This is a genomic window from Microbulbifer maximicatervae (SeqCode), from assembly GCF_056232625.1.
This window is the reverse complement of record NZ_CP174324.1, coordinates 4,319,613-4,337,449: the sequence shown is the minus strand read 5'-3', so window position 1 is coordinate 4,337,449 and position 17,837 is coordinate 4,319,613. Positions and strand designations below refer to the sequence as shown.

17 protein-coding genes are annotated in these 17,837 nt (G+C 50.6%); 5 read left to right on the top strand and 12 right to left on the bottom strand.

All coding sequences use genetic code 11. From position 1 onward, the window contains the following. Window position 1 precedes the first annotated feature (1 nt). From ACJJI6_RS19070 to ACJJI6_RS19050, 5 genes are all read right to left on the bottom strand, one after another. The gene (locus ACJJI6_RS19070) at window positions 2–595 is read right to left on the bottom strand and encodes a YqiA/YcfP family alpha/beta fold hydrolase (RefSeq protein WP_475711711.1); all 594 of its coding nucleotides are present in this window, start codon (window positions 593–595) and stop codon (window positions 2–4) included. Between the two features lie 102 nt (window positions 596–697). Beyond that, window positions 698–1,372: a hypothetical protein gene (locus ACJJI6_RS19065; RefSeq protein WP_475711709.1), complete on the bottom strand. Its 675-nt coding sequence runs from the start codon at window positions 1,370–1,372 to the stop codon at window positions 698–700. A gap of 344 nt (window positions 1,373–1,716) precedes the next feature. Beyond that, on the bottom strand, window positions 1,717–2,541 hold the full coding sequence (cpdA, locus tag ACJJI6_RS19060; RefSeq protein WP_444892187.1) for a 3',5'-cyclic-AMP phosphodiesterase: 825 nt from the start codon (window positions 2,539–2,541) through the stop codon (window positions 1,717–1,719). 41 nt (window positions 2,542–2,582) lie between these two features. Beyond that, window positions 2,583–3,104, bottom strand: coding sequence for a DUF1249 domain-containing protein (locus tag ACJJI6_RS19055; RefSeq protein WP_413663544.1), 522 nt, complete (start codon window positions 3,102–3,104; stop codon window positions 2,583–2,585). 87 nt (window positions 3,105–3,191) lie between these two features. After that, the gene (locus ACJJI6_RS19050; RefSeq protein ID WP_475711707.1) at window positions 3,192–3,854 is read right to left on the bottom strand and encodes an NUDIX domain-containing protein; all 663 of its coding nucleotides are present in this window, start codon (window positions 3,852–3,854) and stop codon (window positions 3,192–3,194) included. Window positions 3,855–4,000: 146 nt separating this feature from the next. Here ACJJI6_RS19050 and ACJJI6_RS19045 point away from each other — a divergent pair, with 146 nt between their 5' ends. Both ACJJI6_RS19045 and ACJJI6_RS19040 read left to right on the top strand, forming a co-directional pair. Continuing rightward, window positions 4,001–5,041, top strand: coding sequence for a glycosyltransferase family protein (locus tag ACJJI6_RS19045; protein WP_475711705.1), 1,041 nt, complete (start codon window positions 4,001–4,003; stop codon window positions 5,039–5,041). Window positions 5,042–5,078: 37 nt separating this feature from the next. After that, entirely contained in the window at window positions 5,079–6,131 is a 1,053-nt protein-coding gene (locus ACJJI6_RS19040) for a glycosyltransferase (RefSeq protein WP_475711704.1), read from the top strand. A gap of 69 nt (window positions 6,132–6,200) precedes the next feature. Here the strand turns inward: ACJJI6_RS19040 and ACJJI6_RS19035 are convergent, their stop codons facing one another. The 4 genes from ACJJI6_RS19035 to ACJJI6_RS19020 all read right to left on the bottom strand — a co-directional run bounded on the left by ACJJI6_RS19035 (window position 6,201) and on the right by ACJJI6_RS19020 (window position 10,478). Further along, window positions 6,201–6,752, bottom strand: a complete 552-nt coding sequence (locus ACJJI6_RS19035; protein WP_413663548.1) for a DUF4136 domain-containing protein — start codon at window positions 6,750–6,752, stop codon at window positions 6,201–6,203. A gap of 22 nt (window positions 6,753–6,774) precedes the next feature. After that, window positions 6,775–9,159 (bottom strand): PqiB family protein, encoded by a 2,385-nt coding sequence (locus tag ACJJI6_RS19030; RefSeq protein ID WP_444918388.1) that lies wholly within the window; start codon window positions 9,157–9,159, stop codon window positions 6,775–6,777. Further along, on the bottom strand, window positions 9,152–9,688 hold the full coding sequence (locus tag ACJJI6_RS19025; RefSeq protein WP_413663550.1) for a paraquat-inducible protein A: 537 nt from the start codon (window positions 9,686–9,688) through the stop codon (window positions 9,152–9,154). The genes ACJJI6_RS19030 and ACJJI6_RS19025 overlap by 8 nt, the downstream gene beginning before the upstream one ends. Window positions 9,689–9,836: 148 nt before the next feature. Further along, the gene (locus tag ACJJI6_RS19020; protein WP_475711702.1) at window positions 9,837–10,478 is read right to left on the bottom strand and encodes a paraquat-inducible protein A; all 642 of its coding nucleotides are present in this window, start codon (window positions 10,476–10,478) and stop codon (window positions 9,837–9,839) included. Between the two features lie 350 nt (window positions 10,479–10,828). Between ACJJI6_RS19020 and ACJJI6_RS19015 the strand changes: the two genes are divergently transcribed. Beyond that, on the top strand, window positions 10,829–12,352 hold the full coding sequence (locus ACJJI6_RS19015) for a TolC family outer membrane protein (protein WP_475711700.1): 1,524 nt from the start codon (window positions 10,829–10,831) through the stop codon (window positions 12,350–12,352). A 14-nt stretch (window positions 12,353–12,366) separates the two neighbouring features. Here ACJJI6_RS19015 and waaA read toward each other — a convergent pair whose 3' ends face one another. After that, window positions 12,367–13,692, bottom strand: a complete 1,326-nt coding sequence (gene waaA / locus ACJJI6_RS19010) for a lipid IV(A) 3-deoxy-D-manno-octulosonic acid transferase (RefSeq protein WP_475711698.1) — start codon at window positions 13,690–13,692, stop codon at window positions 12,367–12,369. Window positions 13,693–13,795: 103 nt separating this feature from the next. Then, on the bottom strand, window positions 13,796–14,716 hold the full coding sequence (locus tag ACJJI6_RS19005) for a glycosyltransferase family 2 protein (RefSeq protein ID WP_475711696.1): 921 nt from the start codon (window positions 14,714–14,716) through the stop codon (window positions 13,796–13,798). Window positions 14,717–14,954: 238 nt separating this feature from the next. Between ACJJI6_RS19005 and ACJJI6_RS19000 the strand changes: the two genes are divergently transcribed. Together ACJJI6_RS19000 and ACJJI6_RS18995 are read left to right on the top strand one after the other, a co-directional pair. Continuing rightward, window positions 14,955–16,085 carry a glycosyltransferase family 4 protein gene (locus ACJJI6_RS19000; RefSeq protein ID WP_475711694.1) on the top strand — a complete coding sequence of 377 codons (1,131 nt, stop codon included), beginning with the start codon at window positions 14,955–14,957 and terminating at the stop codon, window positions 16,083–16,085. Further along, entirely contained in the window at window positions 16,078–16,743 is a 666-nt protein-coding gene (locus tag ACJJI6_RS18995) for a YrbL family protein (protein WP_475711693.1), read from the top strand. The genes ACJJI6_RS19000 and ACJJI6_RS18995 overlap by 8 nt, the downstream gene beginning before the upstream one ends. Here the strand turns inward: ACJJI6_RS18995 and ACJJI6_RS18990 are convergent. Continuing rightward, window positions 16,740–17,630 carry an ELM1/GtrOC1 family putative glycosyltransferase gene (locus ACJJI6_RS18990; protein ID WP_475711691.1) on the bottom strand — a complete coding sequence of 297 codons (891 nt, stop codon included), beginning with the start codon at window positions 17,628–17,630 and terminating at the stop codon, window positions 16,740–16,742. The genes ACJJI6_RS18995 and ACJJI6_RS18990 overlap by 4 nt on opposite strands. Window positions 17,631–17,837: the final 207 nt, after the last annotated feature.

Here is a 17,837-nt window from a genome sequence, read left to right as displayed (position 1 = left end):
ATTACTGCTCGTTAAATAGAAATTCGGTGATAGGGTCGCAGTAGCGTGCGAACTCCTGAAAACTATGATCGCCACCGTCTTCAATGGTCTGGCGTTGTCCTTGGTAGAAATCCTGCGCATCGCGATAATCCAGAACTTCATCCCCGCGCTGGGCGAGTAACCAGTAGCAACTCTGCAACGGCTTCTCCAATTCAGCCTGTACCCGCTGCATGGCATCTACATCAACCTGGGTAAGACGGAATTCCTCTTCTTCACCGCTATAGGGTTTTAAAACTCTCCCCACATAGGCTGGAATAAAGCGCGCGGGGCGCACTGCGGGATTTATCAGTACAGCGGGCAATCGGAAGCGCTCACCAAGGTAAGTGCACCAAAAGCCCCCCATAGAACTCCCCACCAGTCCAATGGGTCCCTGATCGGGCTGCCGAAGGAGATCCTCCACAAGAGCCACCAACGATTTCTGCGCCTCCTCTGTATAGGGAGGAATCTGCGGTGCACAGAAGGTAACATGCGGGCATTGGGCCTGGAGCCATTCCCGCATCAACTGGCATTTGAAGGACTGTGGTGATGAAAGGAAGCCATGCAGATATATCAGCACCGGCCTTCCCTGAAGATCATTAGTTTGCATAGGCGGTGATTATAGCGCCCATATCGCCAATCGGGGGCGCTATGTAACCAGAAGCCTCAAACCGTGTGGGAATCACAGCAATGTGCGATTCAAACTGGCAAAGGCCCGCCTCATATCTACACGCATATCAGACCAGAAAGTAACACTGGTAAAACGCTCCATGCGCCCACCCGGGCCATAGGCACCAAAGTTCTCACCGATATCGCGGCGATCCCGGAAGCGCATCACTGCATTGCCCTCTCGATCATAAAGCGTTCCAACCAGTACCCCATAGGCACTCTGCTCGGTGTAGACGCGCCAAGTCCAGGGAGAGGGGTCCAGTGGCGCAGCTACCGAAAATTTCTCCAGGGATAAGGACAATGTGTAATCTGCCTCTTCCTGCTCCTCTGCTACCACGCTGTTACGCGGTTCGAGAAACTTCTCGGCAAACGTTTTGACCAACAGTGCATTCATCCGCTGTAGGTCCCTATCATCCAGCTCGTAATCTTTCTCTCTGTAGCGGGTGCGCGGCAACGAAGAAAAACGCTTGGTGTAGTCAATTTGCACAGGGGCAATAAACACTTTGGAGCCGCTCATATCAAAAGCAAAGGCCGCGGCAACTTCATCCAGCGAGCTGGATCTGGGAACCAAACCTTGGCTATCCTCCTGTTCAGCCAACTTTGAGTCCCCCACCTTACTGGGATCATGAGCACAGGCACCGACTAATAACGCCAAGCCAATGAGCGGTAAAACAAATATTCTGTTCATTATTATTCCTCACTTCCCGATGTTATCCACTTAGCGGACGGAGTAGCTGCAAAATACGCATGAAATGAGGGGCAGTAGCGCAAATAAAACCCCAGTACCTATTAGCGTATTTTATCAACTGTCAAATACTACTATTGATTCTGGTATGCCCCATTAAACAAATATCATCAATGATCATAAGTCTGGGGAAATTTCATTGTACGGTCAGAAGACAAAAAAGATAATGGTAAGTTCGTAAAGGGAGGCTTTACAAATAAAGGCGAGCTAGAAACTCTTAAATAACACGATAGAAATCCCACAAAGTGGGACTTCAAAAAAGCAGGCACATCTCAAGGAGAAGTGACTCAGTAGCCGGAAGATGCAAAATCGACAGAATATTTTGAAACCTCAACCCGTTCGACTCCGGTTTTATAGCTACCGTCATCATATAAATCGAACCAACGATATCCCGGCATCTCGTCATCTACAGCAAAAGGCCCACTACCCGGAGTAAATTGTACAGAAGTGGAGGGTGTCGCATGTAAGCCGACCCGGCCCTCATGGTTATCAAACTGCTGATGTACGTGGCCCCACACGAGCGCTTTGACTTGGGGCGCTTTGGATACCATTTGCAAGAGTTGCTCGCGTCCATCGCGCAGCATATGGCCATCAATCCACTTACTACCCACCTGCACCGGCTGGTGGTGCATCATGATCATTACCGGGTGTTCCCGGGTTTCCCAAAGCAGCAGCTGCAAACGCTCAAGCTGAGCTTCGCTGAGACCGCCACATATCTGGTTTTCAACACTGGTATCGAGAAGCAAGAGGCGCCAATTTCCTAAGGCAACCACTTCTGTACAGCGTTGTGGAGCCAGCTGTTTCATACGAGAGCTTAAGTCGTGATTCCCCGGTAGCCAGTACCAAGGTTTCTGCACCCTGCGCATTTTCTGAAGAAACCGGCGGTAAGAGGCCTCGGCCCCATTCGCGCTAATATCTCCTGTCGCCACCAGCAGTTGTGCTGCCTGCTGCCTGGAAACGATTGCGGACAGTACCTCATCCAAAGTATGACCGGTATCCAAACCCAGTAATTGATAATCCGGCCGGCTGCCAATGTGTGGGTCTGTTATTTGGATCAGACGATATGAATTGGTCTTATCGGACCTGCTAGGCTCATTGTGCTCGCGAATCACTTGCTCACCTTGTAATCACATCCATGTGTTCTACCGCAGAATTAAATTTTTCGGCCATCCAGCACTAATTGAAATTCTGCGCGACCATTTGCAAGACAGTACTCAAGCCACTCACCGAGAAAACGGTTGGCCTGAGGCCTCTCATCTGCGCGCTGCATACGGGAATTTGGGTAAGCGATATCCACTCCTTTACCACCTACCGGTCCACAGCCATTAACTGCTATCACCTCTGCCATCCGCGCATCGTGATAGAGACGAGCGGTCAGGTTGGGAGATGCCAGCCAGTGGCTTTCACTGAGATTTACCTCTGCGTCCAGTGACACTTCTGTGGTGTACCTGGATCTCGCTACCACTCTCAGCTTTAAGCTGCCACCAGGGATTTGATAGCACCATTGCTCTCTCTCTGAAAGCTCAGGTAGCAGCCTCAGTAGACGTAGGTAGTTAGCGTCGCAGTCGGCATGATAAGACGGTAAATCGACGCGATATACTGCTTTACCGTTGCCATTTGGCGACATTTTCATCTGCCTGCGCTGGCGCGCACCTACCTCACGTACTAGAGCCATTATCAACACTCCAATTCATTTACCGCCGTGACTTACATCTCAGTTTACCTTTTGTGCAGGTAAAGTAGCGCAAAGAGCTGTGACCGCTCAGGCTGGTGGCGTCATATGAGTAAACCGCTTCCGATTTAACTCTAGCCACTGCACCGAAATCAGTGTGGTGGCATTGTCTATCGGGTTTTCTCCCGGGCCGTAATTCCCCCGCATCGCATCTACGACGTTCTGCCTCGGGAATACCCGCAAACGGATATCCTCATTTTCCTCAGCCAAGCCGAATATGCCCTCGGCCTGCTCCAAATCTACCAGGGCACAATACAGATGTATCCGCTCCGAGCTGCCCCCTGGGCTGGGGATATAACTGTGGATAAAGTGCAGGTCGTCCACAGTACATCCAGACTCTTCCAACACCTCTCTGCGCGCTACATCCTCCAGACACTCCCCTTTCTCCACCATACCGGCTACCACTTCAAGACACCAAGGCCCTGCTGGGCGCCCCAGGGCACCAGTGCGGAATTGCTCGGTAAGTGCCAACAGGTCCCTGACAGGATCGTAAAGTAGGACTCCAACGGCCTCTCCGCGCTGAAACAGTTCCCGCTCTATTTCATTGCTCCAACCCCCGCGAAACAAGCGGTGGCGCAATCGCAGGCGCACCATAGTGAAAAATCCCTTAAACACGGTTTCCCTGGAAATTATGTCTACCGAATCAGCGGTGAACTCCGGGTTTAAATCAGTTCGACTGTTATCTTGTGGCATGGTTCGTCTTTCCCTAGGTTTCGGTTTTGCCGCGCTGCTTCCGCGACAAGACCGGGGTACCAGCTGTTATACTCTGCGCCCACCGTACCAGCCGCTGACTGCAGAGGCTATCCGGGTTTCCGTGTTGAATTTCGAGAGTACACAACATGAGAGTGCTGAATATCGCCTATCAGCAGCTACGGCGCTATGGCAAGACAAGGGTTAGCTGGGCACAAAAGCTCACCTTCGGCCTGATTAAAAATGACCACTACACCCAAGTGTTCAGCGACCGCGATATCGCCGCATTTGAGGCACCCTTTGGTATTCGCGACCTGGGTGTAAAAAAGGCGAACCGACGCTTGATGGAAACTGTCGAGGCCTTTGAGCCAGACCTGATCATCGCAGGCCACTGCGATATGATCACGAACGACACCCTGAAGACCATTAAGCAACGCCTGCCCAATTGCTTTATCGCTCACTGCAATAATGATCCCCTCTTTGTTCCCAGCAATGTCGAGCGAATCAAATACCGCGCGGAAGTCGTCGATGCAGTTTTTGTATCCACCGGGCGAAGAGAACTGAAAATATTTGAGGGCTTTGGTGCTCGTGTTTATCACATGCCGAACCCGGTTGAACCCTCGATTGAAAACCTCAATAACGCTGAACGCACAGATTTAGCCATCGACCTGCTTTTCTGCAGTAACAGCAATAATTTCACCAAGCGTTTGCAAATGGTTAAAAACCTGAAAGATGCCTTGGGGAATTCGCTGAACTTTAAAACCTATGGCAGCTTCGGCGAGGCACCCGTTTGGGGCCGCGACTACGACCACGCTCTATCTCAAACCAAAATGGGGTTGAATTTCAATCGCCAGGATACCCATTACTGGTACTCCTCAGCACGTATGGCGCAGTTGGCGGGCAACGGTATTTTGCAGTTCACCAGTGATAAATTACATTTTGATGACTTGCTGCCTGCGGAGAGCGTCGTTTATTTCTCCGATGAGCAGGACCTACTGGAAAAAATCCGCGAATTTAACGGTGACGATGCCAAGCGACGCGCCTGGGCCGCACGGGCCAGGGAATTTTTCCACAATGAAATGAACTCGAAGCTCTACGCTCAGTATATTGTCGAAGCCACAAGCCTACAGCCCTTTAGCCACGACTATGCTTGGGCTCAAGATATCAATCTGGATGGCACACTCAGGTAGTGTTGCACCCACCCTATTCGATCAGATGCAATAGATTATGAGTAATAACCCAATTCGAGTCGCACAGATACTCGCCGGTGCTGAGCACGGTGGTGCTGAGAATTTCTTTGTGCGTCTCGTCAGTGGATTAAATCCCCGCAGCGAAATTACAGAAAAAGCGTTTATTCGCAACCACGATCACCGGGTACAGGCACTGCGTAGCAACAATGTTGAAACCGAAGGTTTTAAATTTGGTGGTAAGCTGGATTTTCTCGGCCGAAAAAAATACCGGGATGCCCTGAACCAATGGCAACCGGATATCGTGATGACTTGGATGGGACGTGCAACTTCAATCACCCCCAACTCTGAAAAATACCGGTTGGTAAGCCGCCTAGGGCACTATTACAACCTGAAGTATTACCGTCACGCAGATTATTGGATCGGCATCAGCAAAGGTATCTGCCAGCATTTAAGGGACGGAGGCATCCCCAAGGATAAGATTTTCCATATCCCCAATTTTGCCGATGAGACACCAGTTAATCCGCTGCCTAGAAACAGCTTCAATACTCCGGAAGACCGGCCCCTGATCCTGGCTGCAGGCCGCCTACATATCAATAAAGGGTTCGACACCCTCCTGCATTCATTCACCCAGGTACCCAACGCCACTCTGTGGCTCGCTGGTAGTGGCCCTGAGGAGAGCAAGTTGAAATCCCTGTGCCATCAACTCGGCTTGGAAGAGCGGGTTCGCTTCCTCGGTTGGCGCAATGATGTCACCACCCTGATGCGCACTGCGGATATGTTCGTGTGCCCATCACGCCACGAAGGCCTGGGCTCTATTGTTATGGAATCCTGGGCCCATCGCTGCCCTATAGTAGCGACAGACTCTCAGGGCCCTGGAGAAGTAATTACCAATGGCAAAACCGGACTGATTACCCCTATAGATAATGCCGATGAATTAGCCAAAGCCATGAAGTCCGTTATCGAATCGCCGGAATTGCGCCAAAGCCTGATCGAAAATGCGGCTGAGGAGTACACAACGACATATGCGAAACAGGTTATCGTCGACTCCTATATCGATCTATACGAAAACCTGATGAAGAAAGGGCGCTAATTGTGAATGGCAGCCACCGAATACCCGGTGGCTGCAAAACTTATTTTTTCGTTTCGTGCCAAATCGTGCTTATTGATAAGCCGGAGGCAAATCCCGTAAAAGAGCGCTAACCCCATTGGCGATCAGTCGTTGACGCTGCTCAATACTATCGGGGCGTGTTAACAATTCACTGGCTCTCCCCCCCCAAATCACCGCCCCGCCCGGGCGCCCAATACCCACACTCATAATCACCAAGGGGGCATCTGTCAGGGGCGGTAGTTCCACCACATCCTGTGGCGCATTGCTATCAAACTGCTTGTCCCAGCTGGGATCCCGGGTGTCACCGGAGAAAAACTCATCGACTACCGCAACCTGGTAATCCACCACCATATCCGCATCCTGGTCCTGGGAGACTTGGCGATACCCTCGTTGCTGTAACTCTGCGGCAACGGTATCGCGCATTTCTTCATCCAACTCCACCAGCTGGGCAGAGGCATCTTCTGAGCCACTCAACGGCGCTACCCCCCATTTATACGTGGCAAAGGCAACCGGTGGCTCCCCGGTAGCGGCTTTTTCAACCTGTATCTCCTGGCAACCCGCCAATACCAAGATACTCAGCAAGCCTGTTAATAAATAGCGCATAAAAACTCCTACATTTCCGTACTTATTTTACTGGTTCGACCGTGCCGTAAAGTTCTATCTTAGGACTCCAGGTATACCACTTGGGTTCAGCTTTCGGGTAAAGAGGGAAATGGCTGCCCGACTCCACTTCAAATCCCATAAAAGGGGCTTCTGGCGTGGCAAATGCGATCCCCCCCTGCAACAGGGCCTGAGCCGATTCCGTGTTGATATTAAGCCCACTTTTCAGACCGAAATTCACATCGACGCCACTGGCATTCCAAAACACCGTGTGCTCTCGCACCAGGGGCTGGTATTGGGGTTCGATATGAACATAGATATACACTCGATCAGCATACTCCCCCAAGGAAAAACCTGTAACCTCTCCCACTTTTACCTGGCGATAATAAACCGGACTCCCTGCTACCAGAGATCCTCGCCTCGCAGCATCCAGGATAATTCCCAGTCCAGGGCGGGTAAAAGTTTCTGCAAGATCCTCTTCCGGTGCCTGTTCCAAAGCGTAAAACTTTGTCTGAGGATCACCTAAGCCGGGCTCAAGCGCCAGGTACCGCCCTGTAATCAGGGTATCCAAATGGGCGATCTTATCGATGCTAATTTGCGGGGAAACCACCCATATACGAGTACCCTCCCGAGCAAACTGCTCTCCACGGTGATAAAGCTTGGCCCTGGCCCACACCTCGCCCAAAGAGCGATCGAGTCTCAGGCGAGTAATCTCTCCAACTTGTACCCCGCGGTAGCGCAACGGTGCTCCAACTCTCAGCCCCTCGGCACTGACAAGGCTGACTTGAATTTGTATTCCCCCCTCCATAGCCGCTTCCCGACTGCTGAAAAGAGGGAACTGGTCTCCATTTTTTGCCTGCCCGCCTTTTCCAAGGTCTTCCCGGCGTATACCAAAGGCGATACCGCCGCGCAGAAGTGACATCAGCGAATCCGCCTCCACTTCCACCCCCTCGGTCAAGCTTGCTGTAGCCCGCAACCCGCTCACATTCCAGAACCGAACTCCTTCCTGCACAAAGTGGGCATAACGGGGCTCTATCACCACATATACTTCTACTCCCTCGCCATCCCTACGCAATTCCATTCCCTGCACTTTTCCTACCTCTATACGGCGAAAATAAACCGGTGCGCCCCGCTGCAAAGACCCGGGATTGCGTGAAGTGAGGCGTAAATGCAGCCCCGGCACACGGGGGTCCATCGGTGGCGCAGAGGTTCGCGCAGTGAAATTGCGCTGGGAGCGCTGTCCTTTGCGCAAATCTACTTCTATGCGATTACCTTGGATTAAATCGTTTAGTCCGCCAGTAAAATCGAAGCTCGGAGGGGCTAGCCAAAAACGGGTATTTTCGGTGAGCAATTCATCCGTTGTCGGATCCATCAGAACTTTGACTTCCATACCATTCAAACGGCGGTTTGCCTTGGTCCCACTGACTTCCCCTACCTGGATGCCCTGGTAGTAAACCTTTGTAGAATCCGGAGTAACATTCACCCCCTGATCGAAATTTAATGTCACTGGAATTCCCGCATCTGCTGCGGCAAAATTTTTATATAACTCAAACTCACTACCATTTACAGCGAGCGGAGACTGACGTTGATTTTCCGGGGTATAAAAACTTACGCCTCCGGCAAAAAGTGCTGCCAGGGATTCTAAATTGACACTGATACCGCTAATACCGCCTTCGATAGAGATCCCTGAACTATTCCAAAAGCGGCTGCCCCGATGAACCAGATAGGCATATTCCCGTCGAATGAATAATTCGATACTGACTTCAGTTCCGTTTCGATCCAAACGGTAATCCGCTACCTGACCGACTCGCAGCTGACGATAATATACTGGCGATCCTCGACTTAAAGAGCCCAAACGACGGGACTGCAAAACAACACGCAAACCATCCCCACGGATAAATGCAGGAGGCTGATCCAGGGCAACAAAGTTGCGCTTACGCTTTCCACTACCTGATTCAACGGCAATGTAATTGCCTGAAAGTAGAGTTTCCAAACCGCTAATACCGGTAATAGATAACTCGGGTTTTACTACCCAAAACTCAGTGCCCTCTACCAATAAATATTCTGCACTGCGATTTAAACTAACTTCGGCCAGAACGCCATCGGCTCCATTCAGCTCTTTCGCATTAGGTACAAGGCGTACATCCTGGACCATACCAATATCGACCCCGGAATATTTGACCACCGTTTTTCCTTTTACCAGGCCGTCGCCAGAATGAAATAAAATAGTGGCTTTAACGTCTCCCTCTGACAAATCCTGATAGAGCAACCAGAGAGCAATCAGCCCCGCGATCAAAGGTAAAATCCACACTAGGGGTAACCCCCTGCTTGCGCGCACTACTCCCCGCTGAGCGCCTCCATCCAAGCGAGACGCATCACTCGTATCCTGCGGGGGCAGCTCATCAGCCATTTTCTGCAGCGCTCCTATGAGCCGTTTCTGGCTCTACTGCAGACTCATATAAATCTCCGTCATAGGCATCCCAAATTAAACGGGAATCGAAAGTTCGTGCCGCCAACATGGTTACCACTACCACAGAGGCAAAAGCTGTCGCACCAGCTCCAGCAGTTACCTGGGAAATAAATCCCATATCCACTAGCGACACCAGAATTGAAATCATAAATAAGTCTAAGAGTGACCAGCGCCCGATGCCGGAAACTACTCGATATATTTTCATGGACTGAATGGGGTCGAAGGACAGGCGCAACTGAATTTGGATCAGGAGCAATCCCAATCCCAGTAGCTTCATCACAGGAACTGCAATACTGGCAACAAAGACAATTAAAGCTATTCCCCACATTCCCGAGTTATAGAGTTGCATGACCCCGCTAATGATGGTGCTGGGATCACCGGCACCTAAATAAACTACTGTCATTATCGGTAACACATTGGCAGGTAAAAGCAATAAAGTGCCAGTAATCGTTAGAGCCCAAGTTAACATCAAGCTTCCTTCGATTCTGCTATGTACTCTCGCTCCACAGCGCGGACATCGGCAACGACCATTTTGGGGAAGAATAATTAATTGATGACAGCACAGGCAGCTGGTTAAGCCTTTTTTTAAACCTTTATTTGGTACGCTATTCACAAGCTTATTCCTTAAGCGCACGACGCTGTGCTAAGCGGTGCCAAATTGCTGTTTGGTCAAAACTCAGGGAAGAGAGATTTGCCAGTAGCATCATGGCACCAAAACAGTACAGCCCCGGTTCTACCTCCATCTTGCCCAAATCCCGTAATTTAATCAGGGCTACCAAAATTCCGAGCATATAGACATCGAGCATGCCCCACTCTTTCAAGTGCTGGTAAAAACGAACAGCATTGGACACCGGCCGGTCAAGCCAGGCCCAAGCACTGCCCCAACAAATAAACAACAACAGGGCAAATTTACCTACCGGAGCCAAAACGCTACAGAAAAGCACCAGCGCCGAGAGCCAAATGAACCCTGCCTTGAAAAGAGAGTAAACGCCATTAAGCAAGGTACTTTCTGCACCAAATGAGAACAGGGAAAAGTCGAGCAACGGCAAGCTAACAGAGGGAATAAACAGTAATAGGCCGGTTAGACTGAGAGCCAGAGTGTAGTAAATACTATGATTGCCATTGCGATGCAAAGTACAGCGACATCGTGGGCAAATTAGTTTTTGTCCCGGAGGCGCCAAGCCGCCGGTTAAAAGTAGATCGCATTCGTGACAGACCCTCTGCCAATCGGTCAGCACTGCGTTGCGCTCCTCATTCATGGACAGTCAGTCCTTGCCTTATTCTGCACAATTTTTGCCGCATCCAAATGCTTATGAGGCGCGTCTATTGAAATATAGGCCCTCAACCTTATTCAATGGGCCCTAGTTATTGCCAAGAAATTACCGATAAACGCACATAGGTGTCGGTTTAACGAAGATATAGCAAAAAGCCGATTGCCGTCTCGACGGTCGGTTTGACCCCGGGTAAACTCTCGCGACTGCTATTGGGGAGACTGGCAATATTAGTAATAACCGCAAGCTGGAGCCCTCTATATCCCCACTACATGACACCAGCTCCAAATAACTTGCAAAAGCTTGAAGACCGTACCCTCCACAGGAAGTCGAAACAGATGAAAAGAAGTAACCGCACAGAGCCGCAAGGCCGCAAGTTGCGTCCGCTGAAAAAACTAATCGCCGCTACGCTGCTGGGCCTGGGCGCCATGCAGGCGCAAGCCGACACCCTGTGGGATATCTATACACAGGCCCTGGAGAATGACCCCCAATTAGCAGCTGATCGCGCCGCTTACCATGCAGGTATCGAAACTAAATACCAGGCCCGGGCACTATTACTTCCTCAGGTGAATGCTACTTTCGAAGCTGCTAGAACTCACTCTGATAGGAGCCGAAATTCTGCTCAGTTACTTGATTTGAGTGAAAATGGCGACGATAGTGATGTCCAACTAGTGGACTTTAGGAGCCAAACTAGCAATTCCTTACAAGAAAGAACCTATAGTGCCAGCCTGACCCAGGCCATTTTTGATGCCCCTGCCTGGTTTGATTATCAACAGGGCAAGAGATTAACAGAGCAGGCGACAGCAGAGTTCAGTGCTAACCAGCAAGAAATGATGATTCGTGTCGCCACCGCCTACTTTGACGTATTACGTGCTTATGACGTCCTCGAGGCAGCTGCTGCCGAAGAACAAGCCCTGGCTAAACAGCTGGAACAGACACAACAGCGCTTCGAAGTCGGCCTAACAGCAATTACTGATGTCTACGACTCCCAGGCTGCCTATGACAGTTCCGTTGCCCGGCGTTTAACAGCTCAAGACAACCTCCTCAGTAACTTTGATGCTCTATCAGTATTGACGGGAGGCTACCATGATCAAGTAGCTCCTCTGGTAGATGACTTCCAAGTAGCTCCGCCGGTGCCTTCAGATCGCGCCGATTGGGTTGAGTTTGCCCTCGTCAACAACTTTGTCCTTAAAGCTGCACGACTTGGCGCCGATGCCGCCCGCTATAACGCTCGGGCAGAAGCCAGTGAACACCTACCCACTGTCACTGGCGCGCTTTCTTATAATAAACTCACTCAAGATGGTAACGAGAAAAATCGATTCAGCGACATAACGGGCAGCCAATTTTTGCGTTACCCGCAAGATATTGACCAATGGGGAACAAGTGCGGGGGTGACTGTAAACGTACCCATCTTTACTGGTGGCCTCCTCAGTGCCAACCGTCGCCAGGCTAGAAACCAAGCCTTCCAGGCCCAGGACCTCAGTGTTCTTGCAGAGAGAGATACCATACAAACCACACGCACCCTCCACCGCGCTGTTGTCACCGATGTATCGAGAGTAGCGGCCCGAGAGCAAGCCGTCGTTTCTGCCAAGAGTGCATTGGATGCCACTCAGGCAGGATACGAAGTAGGCACCCGAAATATTGTAGATGTGCTCCTGGCTCAGCGGACCCTGTTCGATTCACAAACTGACTACGCCAACTCGCTGTACGACTACATTCTAAATTCACTGAGCTTAAAGCAAGCTGCAGGACTCTTATCCCCTAAAGACCTTCAAGATCTGGATATGATGCTGAATCCTGCAAATAATGTCTCTCGCGTAGAGGAAACTGGCGGTACCAGCCTTCCAGCACCTTCGAAGTAACTGCGTATACGCATCTACCAGAGAGCAGGATTTTTATTCTCTCTCTGGTCTTCACTCTGTGTAGCCAGCCGCTCCACTTCGCTCAGTAAGCGCTGCAAAGCACCACTATTTTCTGAAGCTACTTTTTTCGCTCTCTGACCGGCGGCTTTTCTTTGCCCCACATCTTCCAGCCAAGCCTGAACTTGTGAAGCCATCGATTCACTGTCTTCGACTACAACCATGGCTCCAGCCTCCTGCAACAAACTGGATACAGTGGCGAAGTTATGCAGGTGGGGACCGGAAATAACTGGCACACCCCAGGCAGCGGGTTCAATCATGTTGTGGCCACCAACAGAAACCAAGCTACCTCCTACAAAAGCAATATCACTGGCTCCATAGAAACGCAGTAACTCCCCCATTGTGTCTCCCAGAATAACCTCATCACTTGCTTTAATGACTGTGCCTTCACTCCTTCGAACCAGGGCAAAGCCACGCTCCCGACACAGGCGGGCAACACCATCAAAACGCTGGGGATGCCTGGGCACCAACACGAGTAATAAATCTTTTATTTCTTTCTTCAAAATAGAGAAGGCATCCAAGATCACCTCATCTTCCCCCACATGGGTACTAGCCGCCAGCCATATAGGCCTGGATGACTCACCCCGCCACTGGTGAGCCAGCGCCTGGGCTTCACTGGCCAGTCCCATATCGATACTGAGGTCAAACTTGATATTTCCGTTGGCTACTGCTTTTTCCTCTGGTAATCCCAGATCGATAAACCGCTGCATATCCGCGGGGTATTGCGCAACAACACGATCCAGGTTGTTTAACATTGTTCGACTCAAAGAGGGAAAACGCCCGTAACCTCGTGCAGATTTTTCACTGAGCCGTGCATTGGCCAATAAAATTGGGATCTTCCTGCTCGAGCAGAGCTTGAGTAGGTTGGGCCAAAGCTCAGTCTCTATAATCACCAATGCACTCGGGCTAAGCGCATTGAGAAATGGCACCAGGCATTCAGGGAGATCATAGGGAAGGTAATAGTGAAGTAAACGGCCACCAAGAATTGGCTGCAGGGCTTCCCTCACCCGCTCAGACCCGGTTGGAGTTGTAGTCGTTACCAGCCACTGCCAGTTTGTATGTCGCGCAGCCAATTTAGAGATAACTGGCACGGCGGCTAGGGTCTCCCCCACAGACACAGAGTGGACCCAGATTAACGGTGCCCGGCTGTGCCTTTTCGGAACCTGACCCAGCCGTTCCCTCAGACGAAGCCGATAGGCTGGCTGGCTACGCCCCCTCCACCAGAGACGCAAAAGGACAACAGGTAAAAAAAGGCGGAAGAGCCAGGAATAAAATATTTGCATGAAGCAGGGATCACCTAAAGATCAATATTGCCACCAAAGAAAGTGCAATAATGACGGTTATCTCTTCCAGGTAAAACACCCCCGTAAGGAAGGCCTCAGGCCATTAGTGATCGACCACCCGGTAAAACTCAGAGCGCACCCCAAAAACACCACAAGCCATGCCGGCTGAGCGGCAGGCGCGGAGCCAAGGCCCAGAACCCAAGCGCTTTCCACCGAAAATCAATCCTAAAATACAGCCTATGCTGGAGATTAACAGTTGCCCCAGAGCCGATACAAAGATACTGGTATGACCGCGACCTTTGGCAAGTTTATGCTTTGCCAGAGTGATACCAGCGGAGAACTTTCTACGCGACAACCAACGCATATTGGCGCGACTCTCCGGTACAGCCTCGTAAACCCTCGCCTCCAGGCAGTAAACAATCTTTCCGCCCTTGGCCTTAAACTCTGTGAAAAAAATCACATCTGTACCGGCACCTAGAGGGTCCTGCTCATTAAACCTCAGGCCTAGCGAGCGAATATTGCTCATCGGTATTAGTACATTGCTGGTCGCACAGTAGTTGAGCTGTTCTCCAGTCTTTCGTTTCTGTCGATAAAAAATACGTGAGTAATAGGCAGGCACAGAATCCGGCCAACGCCGAACAACACTGCCACAAACCACGCTACTACCCCCCAGCTTTTGTGAGTAATCATATAGCTGGATTAACCAATCGGGCTCTACCCACTCATCATCATCAATGAAAACCAGGTAGTCAGCTCCCATATTATCCAGTTCATCGATACAGCGATTGCGTGCACAGGGGATTCCCCGACGCTCTTCTACAGTGCAATTGAGAGGGAAGGGAAAGCTTCCCGACAACTCCTCCACAACTTCCCCACCAGCCTGAGTATCCGCATCGTTATCGACAACCAATGCAGCCACATTTAAGCCTGAAGGTAACTGAAGCTTGGCCAAGCTTTGCAGAGAACTACGAAGCCGCTCTGGTCGCTGATAAGTACAAATACAGATCACTAACAAAGGGTGCAATGTAAACTCCAGATTACGACCAAGGACAAATCGGATATAAGCTTCGTGAGCTGGGTTAAAAAAGAATCAGCCTATACCCTTAAGAATGACCTGTCTATAATACCACTTTTGCCAAACGCTTTATCAGGGCATCCATGCTCTATATCATATACTCGCGCCTAACCCTCCCCGCTGAAACACAACCCATTAGTCAAATTAATTCAAAAAATCAATCTCATAAGTCTTGGTATATCTCCCCATGAAAATTATGCAACTTTTACCCGCCCTGAACTCTGGGGGGGTTGAGAGGGGGACCGTTGATCTTGCCCGCTACTTGGTAGCAGGCGGTCATCAGTCAATCGTCGTTTCCAGTGGGGGGAGCATGGTCGAGCAGCTGAAAGCTGAAGGCTCAGCCCATATTGAACTTCCAATCCACAAAAAGTCTCTCTTCAGCCTGTTACAGGTCAGACCACTTCGAGAAGTTATCTCTCGTGAGAAGCCCGACATCATCCATGTGCGTTCCAGGGTTCCGGCTTGGCTAGCCTATCTTGCCTGGCGAAACCTTGACCCCGCTGAACGCCCTCGTCTCGTCAGTACGGCTCATGGCCTTTACTCGATAAATCGATATAGTGCGATTATGGCGAAAACCGAACAGGTAATCGCAATATCAGAGTGTGTGAATAGCTACTTACTAGAGAACTATGCAAACGATCTTAAGCGCCCCCCACAGATCGTATACCGGGGTGTAGATACAGATGAGTTCAATCCCGATGTCCAGCCATCGGAGTCCTGGTACCAAAAAGTACACCAGGATTTCCCCCAGCTTGCCGGCAAGCGCTGGCTCCTCTTACCCGGCAGACTGACCCGCTGGAAGGGACAAGAAGACTTTATCGATCTAATTCATCAGCTAGTCCAAAACCGCTCTGATGTCCACGGCATCATTCTCGGCGGAGCGGAGAAGAATAAGCAGCACTACGCCGACGAATTGGAGCAAAAAATTCACTCAATGAAGCTTGAGAACCACCTTACCCTGGTTGGTCATCGTAGTGATATACGCCACTGGTATAGTGCGTCCAGTTTGGTGTATAACCTATCACGTCGACCCGAGCCATTTGGTAGAACCGTTATAGAGTCCGCTGCGATTGGCACACCTATTATCGGTTATAACATTGGGGGCCCGGCAGAGTCGCTTAATGCCTGTTTCCCTCAAGGGCTAGTTGATATCAATGATTCAAAAGCTTTATTCGTGCGTACTCAAGAGCTGCTCGACGGCCCTGAACAGAAGCCTCACCTATCTACCGATTTCACTTTGGGAAGACAGGCCGAACACACCATTGAAATCTATAAAAGCCTACTCACAGAGCGTACCGGAGCGAACCCGAGTGATTGATTTAAGCCAAAGCGAGCCGTTTGCCAGTGGGGGCAATCGCTTTTGCTACCGACATCCGGAGCAGCCTGAAATTTGTGTCAAAGTGATGCGCCCCGGTCGAACAGCGGAGCTATTGGGGCGAGCCCCCTGGTATAAAACTTGGCGAGGTGAATCCTATTTCGATGACAACCTCCGTGAACAGGAGGGCTATAGCCAGCGAGCTATTGCCAGTTGTCGCGATGGGCTCTGGCAACACTTACCAAGGTGGTATGGAATACAGGAAACCAACTTAGGCCCCGCAGCTGTCACTGATATGATTCTTGACGGTGATGGGAATCCAGCACCCACTCTGCGCCAATACCTAAACAAATATGGCCTCAATGCTGAGGTACGTGCCTCTTTACAGCGCCTTTCCGAGTGGCTGCTCGAATACGAAGTACTCACCAAAAACCTAATTGCCCACAACCTGGTTCTACGAAAAGAACAGGGGGAATTGCAAACCTACCTGATTGATGGGCTGGGCTGTGCCTCTTTTCTGCCTTTGCCAAAAGTTTCCAGCTACTTCGCGAAACGCTATATCCATCGCCGGATCGAGCGTATGTGGCTGAGAGTCGAGTGGGAGATCTCCGATAAAGAAACCCCCTGGCGAAAATTTGAGGCAGAGGGACTCAAGCGCTAACGACTTGGCAATCCCGACCGGCGCAGCAATGCTTTAGCGCACAGCAAATATTGGTCCAAGGGTTCACGCTGTATTCTTGTATTCAACCCTTCGAGCTCTTCACTGATCAACCCTTGATCCAAAAGTCGTAAAACTGCTGAACGCACTTTGTTTGACTTGCCGCGACTCGGGACTCGAATTACACCGACCTGGGCACAACTTTGTAGTGACTCAAATAACATAGAGATACTGTCCTCAGTGACCCAGATTCTCTCAGCTTGTGACAACTGTTCCTGGAGCCAACCCATCGGGCAAGAGCGCCAGTCAACCAGCTCTGCACCACTTTTCCCCAGCTCCACCATAGTGCCTTTCGGGGTTCTCCGGCTATCGGAAATACACCAACTCAAGGGTTGAGCTAACAACTTATCTACCTGATTGCGAATGGAGCTCGAATCCCAACTGTAATGTTTACTGGGCCCCCCCAATAAAATAAGTCCCTTTCCGGGCTCCAGCGCACGACTCTGTAGCGGCTCAGTCAGCGCGCCCTGACTTACAATGACATTAGGTAGGGGCGGGGGGCGATCGTGCTCAGGAACAATGGCAAAATCAAACCAACAGTAAGGCAGCAAAGGCCGATTGATAGCCACCGTACGACCACCGAACCGGTGGCGGGCAAACAATAAAGGAAGGCGACTACGGCGGCCTGTGCCAATCAAAAAATCGGGAGCTGGAAGCCTTTTTAGTATTTCTTCCGACCTAAAGACAATCCGGCCAGCCGTGTACTCCGACGGTATATCAAAAGCCTGCACCTTGCCGGCATAGCTCCTGCGCAACCCTTCAATCAGAGCGGCACTCTGCTTTTCATGGGCCCGGTTACCATCTAAAAAACGCCAAACAATTAGTTGCAATGTAGAACCCTGAACTACTAAACGCCAAAAAAGACCAGATAGTGTACGCTGGGCTACCGCGACGAAGCTATGGGAGCCCTATAACATCCAGTATACTGCCAGACATATTCTTGCTGCATATTCTAGGAGGTGCCCCATCAAATCCGCACTTCTAAGAGATTCATCGAAGCAGCCAGATCACCGAAAAGCAAAATTTGATCGCCCATG